Genomic DNA, 16,111 nt, shown 5'->3' with positions numbered 1-16,111 from the left:
GTCAGGCGGGGTTCGGAACGATCAGCGGCTTGATGCAGCCGTCGAGCTTGGCGGAGAAGATGTGGTACGCCTCGGCGATGTGCTCCAGCGGAATCCGATGGGTCACGATGTCGCTGGGCTTGAGGTAGCCGTTGCGGATGTGCTCGAACAGGCGCGGCCACTGCCGCTTCACCGGGCACTGGTTCATCCGCAGGGTCAGGCCCTTGTTCAGCGCGTCACCGAACTTGACCGCGCTGAACATCGGCCCGTACGCGCCCATCACCGAGACGTTGCCGCCCTTGCGTACCGAGTCGATCGCCCAGTTGAGGGCGACCGGCGAACCGCCCTGCAACTTCAGCTTCGCGGCGGTGACGTGCTGGAGGAGGTTGCCGTCCGCCTCCGCGCCGACGGCGTCGATGGCCACGTCGGCACCCAGGTGGTCGGTGATCTTTTTCAGGTGTACGACGATGTCGTCGTACTCCCCGAAGTTGTAGGTCTCGGCGTGGGCGAACGACGCCGCCTTCTCCAGCCGGTAATCGAGGTGGTCGATGACGATGACCCGGCCGGCGCCCATCAACCAGGCCGACTTCGCGGCGTACAGGCCCACGGGTCCGGCACCGAAGACCACGACCACGTCACCCTCGACGATGTCGCCGAGCTGCGCGCCGAAGTAACCGGTGGCGAGCGCGTCGGTGAGCAGGACGGCGTCGTCGTCGTCCATCCACTCGGGGATCAGACTCGGGCCGATGTCGGCGAACGGCACCCGGACGTACTCGGCCTGACCGCCGTCGTAGCCGCCGCAGGTGTGTGAGTAGCCGTAGATGCCGCCGACGGCTGTGGCGTTGGGGTTGACGTTGTGGCAGTTGCTGAACAGCCCTCGGGCGCAGAAGAAGCACGACCCGCAGTAGACGTTGAAGGGAACCATGACCCGGTCACCCGGCTGGACGTTCCGCACCGACGGACCCACCTCGTCGACCACGCCGACGAACTCGTGACCGAAGGTCATCCCGACCCGGGTGTCGGGCATCATTCCGTGATAGAGGTGCAGGTCGGACCCGCAGATCGCCGCACGCGTCACCTTGATGATCGCGTCGTTGGGATGCTCGATGGGGGGACGGTCCTTCTCCTCCACCCGCAGGCGGTACGGACCGCGGTAGACCATTGCTCGCATTGACTGCCTCCCGGAGCAGAGGGCTGGCGGATGTGTCGCCCCGGGCCCGTCCGAAGCGCCGCGAATTCGGTACCCGTGTCTTTTGCCGACAAACCGAAGCTGGGTTGAGCGGCGACTCAGCCTGTCGGGGTGGAGCGACACCCACCGCAGCCCGCGTGCCGGCGCCGCGGTTTCGTGTCGGCGCCAGGCGGCCGGCGCGGTTGCGGTCCACTGGCAGAACTTCACCGACCGTTCTAGGCTCTTGTCTGGGTCAAGCCACGTGCCCGACACGATCCCGAGTCTCGGGAGGTCCGCACGTGACCCGACGAGCCAGCAACCGCAGCGGCCGTGAAGGCCCACCTGATGCCCATTGATACAGGTTTGCGGACGGCTGGCGACCCGCCCGGTCTGAGCACGACGCGACCTCCCCACGCGGGGGTCGCGACGACGCCCACACCGGACAGCGGAGGAACCATGACCATCACTTCGACAGGCCGGCCCGCACCGACGAACAGCCTGGCTGACCGCAGCACCACGCCTGAGTCGCCGGCCAGCCACCTCCTCGCCGTGATGGTCGCGCTGCCGGCTGGCCACCCGTCCAGGCCCGCCGCCCGCGCCCGGGCCATCGAGGCATGGCTCCCGCTGGCCCATCACCTCGCCCGGCGTTACAACGGCCGTGGCGAGCCGAACGAGGACCTGACCCAGACGGCGGCACTGGGGCTGATCAACGCGATCGACAGGTTCGACCCGTCGCGTGGGATCGAATTCGTCAGCTTCGCGGTCCCCACCATCGTGGGGGAGATCAAGCGCCACTTCCGTGACCGCACCTGGGACGTCCGCGTTCCCCGGCGGCTGCAGGAGCGGCGGATGGCCATCGGCGAGGCCAACAACAGCCTCACCCAGCTGCTGGGCCGTTCGCCGACCGTCGCGGACATCGCCCGGCATCTGGACCTCACGGAGGAGGAGATCCTCGAAGGGCTGGAAGGCGCCCGTGCCTACAACGCGGTCTCACTGTCCACCCCGTTCGGCGATGGCACCACCTCCAGGGAACTGGGCGACACTCTCGGCGGCGACGACAACGAACTCGCGCTGGCCGAGCTGAGGGTGGCTCTCACGTCGGCGCTGGCGATCCTTGACGACCGGGAACGGAGGGTCGTCGCACTGCGCTTTCACGGCAACCTGACCCAGCAGGGCATCGCCGAGCAGATCGGGGTGTCACAGATGCACGTCTCCCGGCTGCTGACCCGCGCGCTGGCCAAGCTGAGGGTGCAGCTCACTGCCATCCCTTGAGGGTGACCTGCGGCGGTCGGTGGATCCGGCCGCCGCAAGGTCGACTGTGCCCTCGCCGTACTACCGGAAGGGCAGGGTCGCGCCGATGAGGGTGTGATCTTGGCAGCTGGCCCAGCGCCCTAGCTTCCGGGTATGGGCCTGTCATCGTGGTGTCTGGTGGAGGCCGCGATCTCGATGAGCGATCTACCGGTCTCGGCCGCCTTGACCCGCAGTATCAGGTAGGCCTCCTCGGCTGTGCTGCGCCGCTGATGCATGATCATTCCGAGGGCCTGCTGGATCACGGCACGCACGGCGAAGGCCTCGATGAGTCCGCTGATGAGTTCCTCGGTGCCCGGGTCCGACGACGGCGGATCCGAGGCTCCGGTGCGGGTGCGCTCCGGGTCGTACACCGTCCAGACCCGGTCGGTCAGCGGTGCCATCATGTCGGGATCATGGCCGTAGAGGTTGAGCGCGGCGACGGGCACGCCGGCACCGGCGAACAGCGGGATGGACAGCGATGCCCGCAGACCCAGGCCCAGCGCCGCCTCGCGGAACCGAGGCCAGGCCATGGTCGCCGCGATGTCCGGCACGGCGACGGGCACACCGACGTCGAGCGCCTCCAGGCACGGCCCGGTCTGGTCGGCGTACTGGGCACTGTCGACAGCGAGTGCGATCTCGCTGCTCATGGCGACCGTTGTCGGCGCGCCGTCGCGCGTCCGGGTGACCGACGCATAGCTCACCGGGGCCACGAGGTCAGCGGTCAGCTGCACGATCCGCTGCAACAGATCATCGATCAACGAGGCGTCACTCGGGGTTTCGGCGAGACCGACCAGAGCATCCGCGAGCGCGCCGCGTACTTCCCGTCGGGATCCCGGCGGTGAATACGGTGACTTCGGCATCGAGAAAGCTCCTTCGGTAGTCGTTGGTCCAGTGCCCGACGAGGGCCAACCTACGCATCATCCGAGCAACCGGCTGAGCCCAGTGGTCCGCAGGAATCGCCGGACGCGCTCCTGCCCGCGGAGATCGGGACCCGCCCGTACGACCGTGTCAGCCGAGGGTGCGGTTGCAGGCGTTGACCGATCCGGCGACGGCGCGATTGCCGTCGGTTATCGCAGTACATCCGAATCAGCTGCCCCAGCGGATTGATCCGGTGGTGGTTGGCGGCGGATGACCAGCAGGGCGATGTCGTCGGTAGGGTGCTCCTCCGCGGTGGTGGTCATGATGTGGTCGCACAACGCCTCGGCTGGCCCGGACCGCACGGCGTCGGCGAGGCGCTCGATGCCGGTGTCGATCAGCTCGTTGCGACGTTCGACCAGTCCGTCGGTGTAGAAGACGAGCGCCGCGCCCGGCGGTAGGTCCAGGACGGTGGTGCGGCGACTGGTTGAAGGTCGGCCCACGCCGAGGGGCCGGTCCACCGTCAGGTTGACAGGCTGGGTGGGGTGGCCGGGGACAGCCAGCAGCGGTGGCAGATGGCCTGCGGAGGAGAGGTGCACCTTCGTGCGGTCGGGTGCGATCAGGGCATAGACGGCGGTGGTGAGAGTGCCCGCCTCGAAGTGGTGGATCTTGCGGTCGAGGGAGGTCAGCGCCGAGGCGGGATCGTCGGAATCGAGCGCGTAGGCGCGTAGCGCGCTGCGGATGCGTCCCATGACGACGGCGGAGGGCAGACCGTGGCCGGAGACATCACCGATGACGGCGCCCAACCAGCCCGAGGGCAACGTGAACACGTCGTACCAGTCGCCCCCGATGCCCAGGTCGTGGCCGGGCACGTACCGGGCGGCCAGGTCCAGGCCGGGGATGTCGGGTAGTCGGCCGGGTAGCAGGCTGTGTTGTAGGGCCAGCGCCGCCTGCCGGTCGAGGACCTGCGCTCGAGCCTGACCTGCGAGGCTGGCACGGTCGGCAACGAGCTGCAACAGCTTCACGTCTTCAGGGCCGAACCGCCGCAGGGCCAGGGAGCCGACGTGCAGCACGCCGACGAGGTTGCCGTTGGCGAGCATGGGCACACCCAGCAGGGCACGTACGCCCGTGGCGAGCAGGACGGGATTGACCACATCGTCGGGCGTGACGTCATGGATCGTGACCGGCGCGCGTGTCGCCGCCACTCGTCCGGCGAAGCCGCGTCCGACCCGGACGCGGAACCCGCGGCGCACTTCCTCCTCCAGGCCCTTGGCCGCTGTCGCGACGAGCTCGCCGGTGTGGTCGTCCAGCAGGAGGATGGTGGCGGTGTCGACCTTGAGCAGGTCCCGGACCCGTTCAAGTAGCTCGTCGAGCAACTCGGCGACGTTCAGCCCCGACAGGGCAGCATCGGTGATCGCCTCGATACGTCGCAGACGTTCCTCGTTCGTCACCACCTCGGCATCAGCCACTCAGGCAGCCTAGACGCCGGCACGCCGCCGACGGCACGTCAGGAGCGAGATCAACAGTGTCGTGCCTCCGACGTGGGGTACCTTCCCATGTCACATTGATGCAATGGTCGACTGGTGAACCCGTTCCGGGAAGCTGTCCAGCCCAATGCCACCGGCAAGGTCACCGGCGTCACGTCCGACAGGGAGGGGAATCAATGGTGAACCCGCCGCTCGACCACCATGCCCCCACCGCCAGGAAACCCCTGCTCTCGACGTCATTCACCCTCGCCGACCTCAATCGCGTCCGACACGAGGTTGAGGCCGTCAGTCGCCGGTGCGGCCTCGACCACGACGAGATCGAGAACTGGGTCATCGCGGTCAACGAGCTGATGATCAACGTGGTTCGGCACGGGGGCGGCAGAGGTGACCTACGCCTGCTCCTGGCCCGCCGGCTCACCTGTGAGGTCAGCGACCAGGGGCGGGGGTTCAACACCGCTCGCTACGTCCCGCCCACGCAGCGGCCGCCCCTGTCCGACACGGGAGGAATGGGCCTGTGGGTGGTCGGGCAGATGGCCGACTACCTCCTCGTCGACAGCGGACCCGCAGGCACCACCATCCGCATCGCGGCGCGAGCCCGCGGCACTCTCGGGTAGCCGTCACCGACGCGGTCCTGGTAACCGAGAAGATCGGCCAGGGAGGTGTGCCCCAGCGAGGGCGACCGTACGGACAGCTGATCGACCTGCGGGCCTGCGGCGGGGGACCCCGCGGAAGAACTGCTCGTAACGGTCTCGTCGGGGCTGGCACGGCGCGGCGACCTGCCGTACGTCGAGGTCAGCAGTCGAAATAGAGGGCGAACTCGTGTGGGGTCGGCCGTAGCGCCATGGGCTCGACCTCGTTGGCGCGCTTCCAGTCGACCCAGGTGGAGATCAGATCCGGGGAGAAGACGCCGCCCGCGAGCAGGTAGTCGTGGTCGTGAGCCAGGGAGTCCAACGCCTGCGCGAAGGAGCCGGGGACCTGCTTGACGTCGCCCCACTCCTCCGGCGGGAGGTCGTAGAGGTCCTTGTCGATCGGCGTCGGCGGCTCGATCTTGCTCTTGATGCCGTCGAGGCCGGCCATCATCATGGCGGAGAAGGCCAGGTAGACGTTGGCCGAGGGGTCGGGGACGCGGAACTCGACGCGCTTGGCCTTGGGGTTCGCGCCGGTGACCGGGATGCGGGTGCAGGCGGAGCGGTTGCGCTGGGAGTAGACCAGGTTGACCGGTGCTTCGAAGCCGGGCACGAGGCGGCGGTAGGAGTTGATCGTGGGGTTGGTGAAGGCCAGCAGTGACGGGGCGTGGTGCAGCAGGCCGCCGATGTACCAGCGGGCCATGTCGGACAGGCCGGCGTAGCCGGTCTCGTCGTAGAACAGTGGTTCGCCGTTGAGCCAGAGGCTCTGGTGGGTGTGCATGCCGGAGCCGTTGTCGCCGAAGAGCGGCTTGGGCATGAAGGTTGCGGTTTTGCCGTTGGCCCAGGCCTCGTTCTTCACGATGTACTTGAAGAGTTGGAGTTGGTCGCCGGCGTGCAGCAGGGTGGAGAACCGGTAGTTGATCTCGGACTGGCCGGCGGTGCCGACCTCGTGGTGTGAGCGTTCGACGTTGAAGCCGGTGTCGACGAGGCGGCGCACGATCGAGTCACGCAGGTCGGCGTAGTGGTCGACCGGCGGGACGGGGAAGTAGCCGCCCTTGTAGGCGGTCTTGTAGCCGCGGTTGCCGCCGGGCTCTTCGCGGCCGGTGTTCCAGGCGCCCTCGATCGAGTCGATGTAGTAGAACGACTGGTGCGCGGAGGTTTCGTGGCGGATTGAGTCGAAGATGTAGAACTCCGCCTCGGCGCCGAAGTAGGCGGTGTCGGCGATGCCGCTGGCGGCGAGGTACGCCTCGGCCTTCTTCGCCACGTTACGCGGGTCGCGGCTGTAGGCCTCGCGGGTGAACGGGTCGTGGATGAAGAAGTTCAGCGCGAGTGTCTTCTGCGCGCGGAACGGGTCGATGAACGCGGTGGCGACATCCGGGAGCAGGAGCATGTCCGACTCGTGGATCGCCTGGAAACCGCGGATCGACGAACCGTCGAACGCGAGGCCGTCGGTGAAGAGGTCGTCGTTGACGGACTCGACCGGCAGATTGAAGTGCTGCATCACGCCGGGCAGGTCACAGAAACGAACGTCGACGAACTTCACGTCCTCGTTCTTGAGGTATCGCAGCAGTTCCTCGGAATTGGCGAACATCAGTCCCCCGGAAGGCGTGATCCGATCATGGCCCGGTGCGGTGGGCGTGCCCGACCCGATCGGCACACCCCGCCTCGACCGTAAACGGCGGCGGCGGCGCGCGCCGCCGTTTGTCCGGCTTGCCGGTTGGCGTCCCGTGAGCGGGAGTCGGCGGCCCGTATTCAGGGTGCCGCCCGGCCCGATCTTCAGATCACTGGTCTCCGTGGTTGCCCTCCCAGTAGCCACCCCCTGGGGGAGTGTCGGTCTGGATGGCGAACCGGTTGCCGTCGAGGTCGTTCTCCACGACACGGCAGTTGACGCAGTCACCCCGATCGGTGATCAGGATTCCGTGGGTCTGGGTGTGGGACTTGGTGTCGCGGATCAGGTTGCCCCGGATCGTGACCGAGTCGGCGACGGCATTGATCATGATGCCGGCCCGGCTGGTGGGAGCGGCCGGCAGTTCGTACGGTGTTCCGGGCGGCGGTGTGTCGGCGCTCCAACTGTTGGCGCTGCCGGGACGGATCGGGGTGAGGGTGAGGGTGGTGGCGTCGTTGGCGGCCACGACGGCGTACCGGTGGCCGACGCGGAGCACCTTGCCGCGGTGGCCGTCGGCAGGCCAGCTCACACGCTGGTCGACCAGGGTGTTCTGGCTGTAGCGGACCGATTCGCCACCGCCTTCGGCGGCCTCGGCGCACTGGCGGCCGTTGTTACGGATCCGATTGTTGATAATGACGGCGTCGGTCAGTGGGCGGTCGAAGCGGATCCCGTCGAGACTGTTGCCCCAGATGTCGTTGCTCTCGATGACGATCTCCTCGGCGGCGGCCTGATCGCCCTCACCGAGGTCCTGGTGGTGGTAGCCGTAGCGGCCGTTACCGGTGATCCGGTTGCCCCGCACCGTGTAGGGGCCGGCGGTGTTACCGATGCTGACTCCGTCACGCAGATTGCCATCGAGGACGCAGTCGGTGAGCAGGCCGCCCTTGCCCGGGATGCCGGTGGTGCCCTTCGCCGACACCTGGAAGCCAGCCTCGAGGTTTCCGGTCATCGTGCACCCGGTGACGATGAGACCGTCGGCACCCCAGTCCGAGATGCCGAACCGGTTCGCCTCGGCGTGGCAGCCGACGATCCTGATCCCGCGCGGCTGGGGTCGATCGGGGTGCTGCATCTCCAGGAAGATCCCGTTGGTCGCGTTGCCGACCGTGACGCAGTTGGCGATGGTCAGCCTCTCCATCGCCCCCCATCCGCCGATGCCGACACCGATGCCCGCGCCGCCCATCTCCATGCCGTTGTCCATCCGGCCGCACTCGAGCACCCGGACCGCCTGGATCAGGGTGTCCTGGAGGAAGTCGCAGCCGAAGCCGGTGGCGGCGGTGTGGTGGATGAACAGGTTTCGAAACAGGCCACCGGTCACGTACTGCAACCCGAGCCCCTTGGCCAGCGGGTCGTACGCCGCCTGCGCCACTCCCGACCCGTCGATCTCGAAGTCCGCGAAGGTGCAGTAGGCAAGATGACGGTCCGGACTCGCCCCGTGCAGCTGCGCGGTGTAGAACGCCAGCGGGACCGCCTGGGACCGGTTGCCCTCGTTGCTCAGGACGAACCGGGTGGCGCCGGGCCCCGCGCCCATCAGCGACACCCCGCTGCGCCACACCGTGGCGGCGTCGCGGATGGCGTACACCCCCGGTGGGCAGTAGATCACCCGCGCCCGCCCGTCCGCGGCGAACGCGTCACCCAGTTGATCAACGAGCGCGGCGAGCGCGGGCTGGTCGTTGGTCGTACCGTTGCCGGTCAGGCCGTGATCCTGAGCATTGCAGAGCAGCGGGGCCCCGGCCACGGGATACGGACGTACCCCCGGGCTGGCCGGGGTCACCTGGCTCGGCACTGAAATCTCTCCCCTCGTGACCGCCTGTGGGCGGCCGGTCCCTCAGCCTCGATCCGGCACCCGATTCCGGCCTCCCGGACGAAGACCGACGCCGGCGTTACTCGAGAGCGTCCTTGACCTTCTTCACGACGTTGGTGAGGCCCTGCTGGTGGGCGCCAGCGGCGTTGCCCGGTTTGCCCGGCCCCTGCGAGCCGTCGTAGGTGACGAACAGCTTCGGGTCCGGGGGTGGGGGCAGCGGCGTGTCGTCGGTCAGCGCGACCGGTTCGGCCAGGCAGTCCAGGTCCGGTCCGCCGATGAGGCTGGGGCCCTGCGCCCAGCGGCCTTCGCAGGCGCGGCTGTCGGTGTCGAAGCTCCAGAAGGTGTGGTTGTGATCGGCGTTCTCCTGGTCGCCGTTGGAGTTCTCGATACCGTGCTCGACGTACCCGTCGGCGATGAGCTGCTCGATGCCGAGCAGCCACTGCTGCTGGTGGTAGGTGTCGCGGGCAAGGTTGAAGCGCAGCATCTCCTTCACACCCGGGTCGTCCGTCATACCCATCACCCGGCTGGTCTGTAGCCGGCTCTGCGCCTCGGCGGCGACGTTGGAGCGGAAGTCGGCGAGCAGGTTGCCGCTGGCGACGATGTAGCCGGCGTTCCACGGCACACCCTGGCTGTCGCGCGGCAGCGGACCGCCCCCGCCGACAATCGCGTGCTGCGGATTCATGCCGCCGATGACGGCCGCAAGCACCGGATTGGCGGCCACGGCCTTCTCGGTCGTTTCGGCGGGGGCGCCTTCGAGCAGCCGGGCCAGCATCGTGGTGAGCATCTCGACGTGACCGATCTCCTCGGTCCCGATGTCCATGATCATGTCTTTGTACTTGCCGGGCACCCGGCAGGTCCAGCCCTGCCACAGGTACTGCATCATCACGGTCATCTCGCCGAACTGTCCGCCGAGAATCTCCTGAAGTTTCATGGCGAACAGGGCGTCGGGCTTCTCGGGCTTGGCTTGGAACTGCAGATGCTGGTCGTGGCGGAACACAGCGTTCTCCGATCGTGGCCAGCGCCGCCCTGCGCGGTGCTGGCCTTCCTGTTCCCAGCCCGGCGGCCCCCTGGTGCCGCGTCGTGGCCCCACCGGGTCATCGACCGCCACCGCCCTGCGCGCCCGGGATCAACCCCCGCCGGGCTACCAAGATCCGACCGTCAGCCCCACCGCTCGGTCTCGGTCCCGCACAGGTCGGTCACGACGAACCGGCTGCGGGGCAGCGTGGGGATTCGACGCAGCGAGATCGTCAGGTCCTGCTCGGGCACCCTGTAGTCCAGCCGTGCCAACCAGCCGGCGAAGGCCGCGAGCAGGGCCACTGTGACGTCCTCACCCGGGCAGCGGTGCCCGGTGCTCGGATCGGCCCCGCCCTGAGGGATGAGTTCGTACGGATCGGGAGTGCGCCCGACGAATCGCTGTGGGTCGAAGCGGTACGGGTCGGGCCACAGTCCCGGGTCGTGGTTCTGACCGTAGATGTCGAGCAGGACGAGCGCCCCGGCGGGAACGCGCTGGCCCTGCCAGGTCAGGTCGGTCGCCGCCCGGCCACCGACGAACGGGGCGAACGGATAGAAACGGCGTACCTCGTGGGCGAAAGCGACAGCGTAGCCGCTGTCGCCGGCGCGCAAATGGTCGCGGTGTTCGGGCCAGCGGTGCAGCGCGTGTGCCGTGAACGCCACGAACCAGGACACCGCGACGGTGGGACGGATGATGTTGAGCAGCTCGACCGCGGCGAGCTTGGCGTCCACCAGCTGACCGTCCCGGTGGCGGTGCCCGGCGACCGCTTCCAGTGCGGATCCGGCAGGTGCGGTGACCACGCCCGCGCGGACCTGCTGGACGAGTTCGGCCAGCCATTCCTCCCGCCGCCCACGGGCGCGCCGTGCCCGCCAGTGTCGCGGGCCGAGCGTGGCGAAGCCGTCGACCAGGGCGGTCAGGTCGCGGGCCACGGGCCCGACAGCGGCATGGTCGAGTGGGATTCCAGCCCACTCGCAGACGCCCTTGGTGATCGCGTGGCTCGCCTCGTCGAACAGCACGACCTGCCGCCCGTCACCGCTCGTCGCGATCGCCTCGTTCCAGGCCGCGCCCACCTGGTCGACCAGTGCGGCAACTCGCCTCGGATCGGTGAGCAGGGACAGGAACATCGCCTTGCGGTGACGATGGTCCGCACCGTCGAGGGTGTGCACAGCCCGGTGACCGAACAACGTTCCCTGTACCGGTTCCGGGATGGCCGCACGCCGGCACACGTGCCGTTCGTCGTAGAAGAACCGCACCGCTTCGGGCCCACGGAGCGCCAGTGCGCGTTGACCCAGCACCCGGATCTGCACACTGGATGCGCCTCCACGTCTCAACAGCCCGGGCAGCCAGGCGTAGCCGTTGAGCAGCGCCCCGAGGGCGTCGTCCAGGTGTGGTCCGCGTTGGTCGGTCATGAGCGGGCAGTGCCCACAACGCCCGGCGCGAAACCCGCTCGACCGAGCCGAAGCGACAGTGTGAGCAGCAACCTGGAGGTCGGCGGCGGCGAGTTCCGGGCAGCGGTGTCCATCGCCCCAAGTGGCGTCGTTCGGCGGTCCATCATGGAGGTGAGGCGGGTGTACCGTCGCCGCATGACGGTGCTGCAGGAGTTTGTCGCCGCTCTTTCCAGCGGCCGGATCCAGGTTGTCGACCTCACCGCTCCGCTCTCGGACCAGACCCCGATCCTGGGTCTGCCCGAGCAGTTCGGCCAGACCTGGCCGTTCCAGCTCAGCGAGATCAGCCGGTACGACGACCGGGGTCCAGCTTGGTACTGGAACAACTTCTCCACCGGCGAGCACACCGGCACCCACTTCGACGCCCCGGTGCACTGGGTCACCGGTCAACAGGGTGCCGACGTGTCGCAGGTCCCGGTGAGCCAGTTGATCGCCCCGGCAGTGGTGATCGACCACGCCGCCGACGCCGCCGACAACCCGGACTTCCTGCTGGAGGTCGAGCACGTCAAAGCATGGGAGGCGGAACATGGCGCCCTGCCCACCGGTGGCTGGCTGCTCTACCGCACCGGTTGGGACGCGTACGGCGACGACCCGGAGCGGTACGCCAACGCCGGGCGTACCCCGGGCATCTCCGTGGAGTGCGCCCGCTGGCTGGCCGAGGAGTCGCCGATCCAGGGCGTCGGGGTGGAGACGGTCGGGACCGACGCGGGGGCCGCGCACTCGTTCGACCCGCCGTTCCCGTGCCACTCGTTCCTGCTCGGCCAGGACAAGTACGGCCTGACCCAGCTGCGTAACCTGGCGCAGTTGCCGGCGACCGGCGCGGTGGTGATCGCCGGGCCGCTGCCCATCGTCTCCGGGTCCGGCAGCCCGTGCCGGGTCCTCGCGCTTGTCGAACGGTAGGCCGGGCCACCGATGCGGGTAGCCGAGGTGGTCGGGCGGGTCCTGTACGGACACGGCGCGCGGCACGTCTTCGGGGTGGTCGGCAGCGGCAACTTCCATGTCACGAACGCGCTCGTCGCGGCCGGCGCCCGGTTCGTGGCGGCGGCCCACGAGGGCGGCGCGGCGAGCATGGCCGACGGGTACGCCCGCACCGCCGGGACGGTGGGACTGCTCTCGGTGCACCAGGGTCCAGGCGTCACCAACGCGCTGACCGGCCTCACCGAGGCCGCGAAGAGCCGTACCCCCATGGTTGTCCTGGCTCCGGAGGCGACAGCGCCGCGGTCGAACTTCTTCATCGACCTGCCGGCACTCGCCGCCGCGGTCGGGGCCGACTTCCACCGGGTACGCGCGACGCACGCGGCCGAGGACACGGGCGCGGCGTACCGGGCCGCCGCCCGGGGCGCGACGGTGGTGCTGGGCCTCCCGTTGGAGGTGCAGCAAGCGGTGACCGGAGCGTGGTTCGGCCCGGTCCCGGCGGTCGCGCCGACCCCGGTCATCGCCCCGCAGGTCGAGCCGTTGCTGGCCGCGCTCCAGGCCGCCCGTCGACCGGTCTTCATCGCCGGTCGGGGCGCCCGGGCGGCCCGGGAACCGCTGACCCGGCTCGCCGACGCCTGCGGCGCGCTGCTCGCGGTCTCCGCCGCGGCGAAGGGACTGTTCGCGGGGAACCCGTGGAACCTCGACGTGGCCGGTGGCTTCGCCACCCCGCTCACCGCCGAGCTGATCGGCACGGCTGATCTGGTCGTCGCGTGGGGCAGCACGTTGAACATGTGGACCACCCGGCACGGCGAACTGATCCCGCCCTCCGCCGTGGTCGTGCAGATCGACCACGACCCGGCGGCGTTCGGAGTGAACCGCCCGGTCGACCTGACGGTGGCCGGCGAGGTGACGACGGTCGCCGAGGCGCTGCTCGCCCGGCTCAGCGTCGGCTCCACCGGGCCTGGGGACGCCACCACCGGCGGGTGGCGTACGCCGGAGCTGGCACAACGGATCCGCGACCACGGCCGGTGGCGGACTGTTCCGTACCAGGATGAGGGCGGCGGTGCCCCGGCGACGATCGACCCGAGGACGCTCTCGACCGCCCTTGACGACCTGCTGCCGGCCGACCGGACGGTGGTGGTCGACTCGGGCAACTTTATGGGCTACCCGTCGATGTGGCTAGACGTGCCGGACGTGGCTGGATTCTGTTTCACCCAGGCGTTCCAGTCGGTCGGGCTCGGTCTGGCCAGTGCGCTCGGCGCGGCGGTCGCCCGCCCGGACCGGCTCACCGTCGCCGCGTTGGGCGACGGTGGCTTCGTCATGTCCGCGACCGAACTGGTCACCGCCGTCCGGCTGGCGCTACCCCTGCTCGTGGTGATCTACGACGACGCGGCGTACGGCGCCGAGGTGCACCACTTCGGCCCGGACGGGCACCCGTTGGAGACGGTCACCTTCCCCGAGACCGACCTGGCCGCGATCGCCAGAGGTTACGGCTGTGACGGATTGACCGTCCGGACCGTCGACGATCTCGCACCGGTACGCCACTGGCTCGCCGGTCCCCGTACCCGCCCGCTGGTGATCGACGCCAAGGTCAGCGCCGCGCGCGGCTCCTGGTGGTTGGAGGAGGCGTTCCGTGGCCACTAGGCCACCGCCGTAGGTATTGGCAGGGCCAGCCTCCCGCGCTCCCGGGTGTCAGCCGGGCGACGCCCGATCAGGGCGGTGACAGGGTGTCACAGCTGACGTAGGTTGGCGCGGTGGCCACTCATTGGACCCTGGGATGCGATGCCGACGATCCCCAGCAGATCGCTGCTTTCTGGGCGTTGGCCCTCGGCTATGTCAAGGAGCCCGGTTTCGACGAGCCCGACAACGCGTCCATAGTTGATCCGGACGGTCGGGGTCCTGCCATCAGCTTCCTCAAGGTTCCCGAGGGAAAGTCCGCCAAGAACCGGATGCACATCGACATCCGGGTGGCCGGTCCCGGCTCCGGGGACATGACCGAGCGCGCCCGGTTGATCCGGCAGAAGGTGCCCGAACTGGTTGCCGCCGGCGCGACTGTGGTCCGCGAGGAGTGGTACGGCGATGTCCTCGGGCACGTCGTCATGCAGGACCCCGAGGGCAACGAGTTCTGCGTCGCCTGAAGCCACGATCAGGATCGATGTCGAGGCTGCGAGGGAGAGGAGGTTGAGCGACTACTGTCCGGCGGTTTCGGCGGTGCGCTCCGCCATGGCTTGAGCGACCTCGTGGACGGTGCGGTTGGTTGTTCGATGACAGGCCGCTACTTGGCGATGCGAGGGCGGCACGCCGCCACCGCGGGACGTGGATCGCAGCCGACGTTCCGGTACGGGTAGGCTGAAATTCTGTGGCACGGCGCCTTCGATGGGCGTCGTCGAGACCGGCGTCAAGAAGCGGCGCGGATCCCGGACTCCGCCTGAAGAGAGTCCTGCAGCGATCCGCGCACCCCACCCCAGGCACCTGGTGGTGATACGCGCCCTCGTTAAGGACGCTTTGATGACGCACGTCGAACCCATGGACCCGCACGAGGCGTTCGCCGAGCTCGGCCGTATTCGACTCGCCGACGTTGACATCGACGCCCTGCTGGAAAAGATCGCGCTACTGGCCAAGCGCACGATCCCCGGGGCCAGTGAGGTCAGTGTCACCCTGCTGCACGGCAACAAGCCGCAGACCGCCGCATTCACCGGCGAGCTCGCCCGCGCCCTGGACGAGAAGCAGTACGAACGTGGCTACGGTCCGTGCCTGCAGGCCGCTGAGAGCACCTCCAGTCTGATCGTGCCGGACACCGGCACCGAGCAGCGGTGGCCCGGCTGGGCCCAGACCGCCGCCCAGGCCGGTGCGCACAGCTCCCTGTCGGTCGGGTTGCCCGTGCACGAGCACGTCACCGGTGCGCTGAACATCTACGCCACCACACCGGACGCCTTCGACGACGACGCGATCGCGATCGCTCAGACGTTCGCCGGGTTCGCCGCCGTCGGCCTGGCCAACGCCCACCTGTACGAAACTCAGGCCACCCTGGCCGGGCACATGCAGAAGGCGATGGAGAACCGCGCCGTCATCGAACAGGCCAAAGGCATCATCATGGGTGAGCGTCGTTGCACCCCCGAGCAGGCATTCGCCATCCTGAGCAAGATGTCGCAGGACAGCAACCGCAAAGTACGCGACGTCGCCTCGGCGATGGTCGAGAACACACGCCGCCCACAGCCGTAGCAGACCGGCCCACCGTTCGGCAGGCCAACGCGCCGCAGCACCGGCGGGACCGTTTGCTGTTGGAGCCGGAGGGTAGGTGGGAATTCATGACTACGCCTGAGCAGAGTCAGCAGGAAAGAGCCCTCGAGACCGGCGCTGTGTATCAGGACGCCGAGGGGCGCCGAACGACCGATCCCGGCTCCGGGGCCGCGAACGCCGACAGTGAGGCCGACCGCAACGCGGAGCACCTGAGGCGGGGAGAGGTCGGGCCGCGCGTCCCGGAGGAGTAGCGGGCCGGGGTGTGTGGAAACCACCTGGGGGTAGCGGTAGGGGGCGAGCAAAACCCCCGAGGAGGACGAGATGACCGATCCCAGGTACGTACCGGTCGGACTGGCCGCCGCCGGACGGCTGATCGACGACGACGGCGCGGACGCCGGCCCCGCCGGGGAGATCGTCGGCGCTGACGACGCGAAGGCGGACGCCGCCCGGGCCGGTGCAGACGTGGACCTGTCCCACGCGGCCCGCGACGGCGACGGCACCCCGACCGGCGCGGCGGATGCCGAAGCCGACCGTGACAGAGCCGCTGGCGGCGAGTGACCCGACGAGGCGCCGGTTGGCCCGCCCCGCCGCCTCTCGGCGGCGGGGCGGCTCGCGTTCCCGATCAACCGG

Annotated in this window: 14 protein-coding genes; 7 read left to right on the top strand and 7 right to left on the bottom strand. The window is 69.1% G+C overall.

Translation table 11 applies throughout. The features are described 5' to 3' along the window. Nucleotide 1: 1 nt before the first annotated feature. Nucleotides 2-1,150, bottom strand: a complete 1,149-nt coding sequence (locus GUI43_RS00930) for a zinc-dependent alcohol dehydrogenase (protein WP_112583294.1) — start codon at nucleotides 1,148-1,150, stop codon at nucleotides 2-4. 453 nt (nucleotides 1,151-1,603) lie between these two features. Between GUI43_RS00930 and GUI43_RS00925 the strand changes: the two genes are divergently transcribed. Continuing rightward, a complete protein-coding gene (locus GUI43_RS00925; RefSeq protein WP_112583295.1) occupies nucleotides 1,604-2,419 on the top strand; it encodes a SigB/SigF/SigG family RNA polymerase sigma factor in 816 nt (271 codons plus the stop codon). A 119-nt stretch (nucleotides 2,420-2,538) separates the two neighbouring features. On the opposite strand, the gene GUI43_RS00920 is transcribed toward GUI43_RS00925, so the two are convergent. Further along, nucleotides 2,539-3,297 (bottom strand): GAF and ANTAR domain-containing protein, encoded by a 759-nt coding sequence (locus GUI43_RS00920; RefSeq protein ID WP_112697485.1) that lies wholly within the window; start codon nucleotides 3,295-3,297, stop codon nucleotides 2,539-2,541. A 207-nt stretch (nucleotides 3,298-3,504) separates the two neighbouring features. Continuing rightward, on the bottom strand, nucleotides 3,505-4,761 hold the full coding sequence (locus GUI43_RS00915) for a PP2C family protein-serine/threonine phosphatase (protein ID WP_112583297.1): 1,257 nt from the start codon (nucleotides 4,759-4,761) through the stop codon (nucleotides 3,505-3,507). Nucleotides 4,762-4,955: 194 nt separating this feature from the next. Between GUI43_RS00915 and GUI43_RS00910 the strand changes: the two genes are divergently transcribed. Then, a complete protein-coding gene (locus tag GUI43_RS00910; protein WP_167457566.1) occupies nucleotides 4,956-5,393 on the top strand; it encodes an ATP-binding protein in 438 nt (145 codons plus the stop codon). Nucleotides 5,394-5,571: 178 nt separating this feature from the next. Here the strand turns inward: GUI43_RS00910 and glnA are convergent, their stop codons facing one another. From glnA to GUI43_RS00890, 4 genes are all read right to left on the bottom strand, one after another. Continuing rightward, nucleotides 5,572-6,996, bottom strand: a complete 1,425-nt coding sequence (glnA, locus tag GUI43_RS00905; RefSeq protein ID WP_112697483.1) for a type I glutamate--ammonia ligase — start codon at nucleotides 6,994-6,996, stop codon at nucleotides 5,572-5,574. A 190-nt stretch (nucleotides 6,997-7,186) separates the two neighbouring features. After that, a complete protein-coding gene (locus tag GUI43_RS00900) occupies nucleotides 7,187-8,851 on the bottom strand; it encodes a right-handed parallel beta-helix repeat-containing protein (protein WP_112697481.1) in 1,665 nt (554 codons plus the stop codon). Nucleotides 8,852-8,948: 97 nt separating this feature from the next. Next, on the bottom strand, nucleotides 8,949-9,866 hold the full coding sequence (locus GUI43_RS00895) for a manganese catalase (RefSeq protein WP_112697479.1): 918 nt from the start codon (nucleotides 9,864-9,866) through the stop codon (nucleotides 8,949-8,951). A 161-nt stretch (nucleotides 9,867-10,027) separates the two neighbouring features. Beyond that, nucleotides 10,028-11,290, bottom strand: a complete 1,263-nt coding sequence (locus GUI43_RS00890; RefSeq protein ID WP_112697477.1) for a cytochrome P450 — start codon at nucleotides 11,288-11,290, stop codon at nucleotides 10,028-10,030. Between the two features lie 174 nt (nucleotides 11,291-11,464). Between GUI43_RS00890 and GUI43_RS00885 the strand changes: the two genes are divergently transcribed. The 5 genes from GUI43_RS00885 (at nucleotide 11,465) to GUI43_RS00860 (ending at nucleotide 16,039) form a co-directional block, all read left to right on the top strand. After that, nucleotides 11,465-12,226 carry a cyclase family protein gene (locus GUI43_RS00885; RefSeq protein WP_112697660.1) on the top strand — a complete coding sequence of 254 codons (762 nt, stop codon included), beginning with the start codon at nucleotides 11,465-11,467 and terminating at the stop codon, nucleotides 12,224-12,226. A 12-nt stretch (nucleotides 12,227-12,238) separates the two neighbouring features. Further along, nucleotides 12,239-13,885 carry a thiamine pyrophosphate-binding protein gene (locus GUI43_RS00880; RefSeq protein ID WP_112697475.1) on the top strand — a complete coding sequence of 549 codons (1,647 nt, stop codon included), beginning with the start codon at nucleotides 12,239-12,241 and terminating at the stop codon, nucleotides 13,883-13,885. A 110-nt stretch (nucleotides 13,886-13,995) separates the two neighbouring features. Further along, nucleotides 13,996-14,379: a VOC family protein gene (locus GUI43_RS00875; protein WP_112697473.1), complete on the top strand. Its 384-nt coding sequence runs from the start codon at nucleotides 13,996-13,998 to the stop codon at nucleotides 14,377-14,379. Between the two features lie 238 nt (nucleotides 14,380-14,617). After that, complete coding sequence (locus tag GUI43_RS00870) at nucleotides 14,618-15,463, top strand: ANTAR domain-containing protein (RefSeq protein ID WP_346265185.1); 846 nt, start codon at nucleotides 14,618-14,620, stop codon at nucleotides 15,461-15,463. Between the two features lie 339 nt (nucleotides 15,464-15,802). After that, complete coding sequence (locus tag GUI43_RS00860; RefSeq protein WP_112697469.1) at nucleotides 15,803-16,039, top strand: hypothetical protein; 237 nt, start codon at nucleotides 15,803-15,805, stop codon at nucleotides 16,037-16,039. Nucleotides 16,040-16,111 lie beyond the last annotated feature (72 nt).

The sequence above is a fragment of the Micromonospora noduli genome (genome assembly GCF_003264365.1).
GTDB lineage: Bacteria > Actinomycetota > Actinomycetes > Mycobacteriales > Micromonosporaceae > Micromonospora > Micromonospora noduli.
This window is presented reverse-complemented; position numbering and strand designations above follow the sequence as displayed.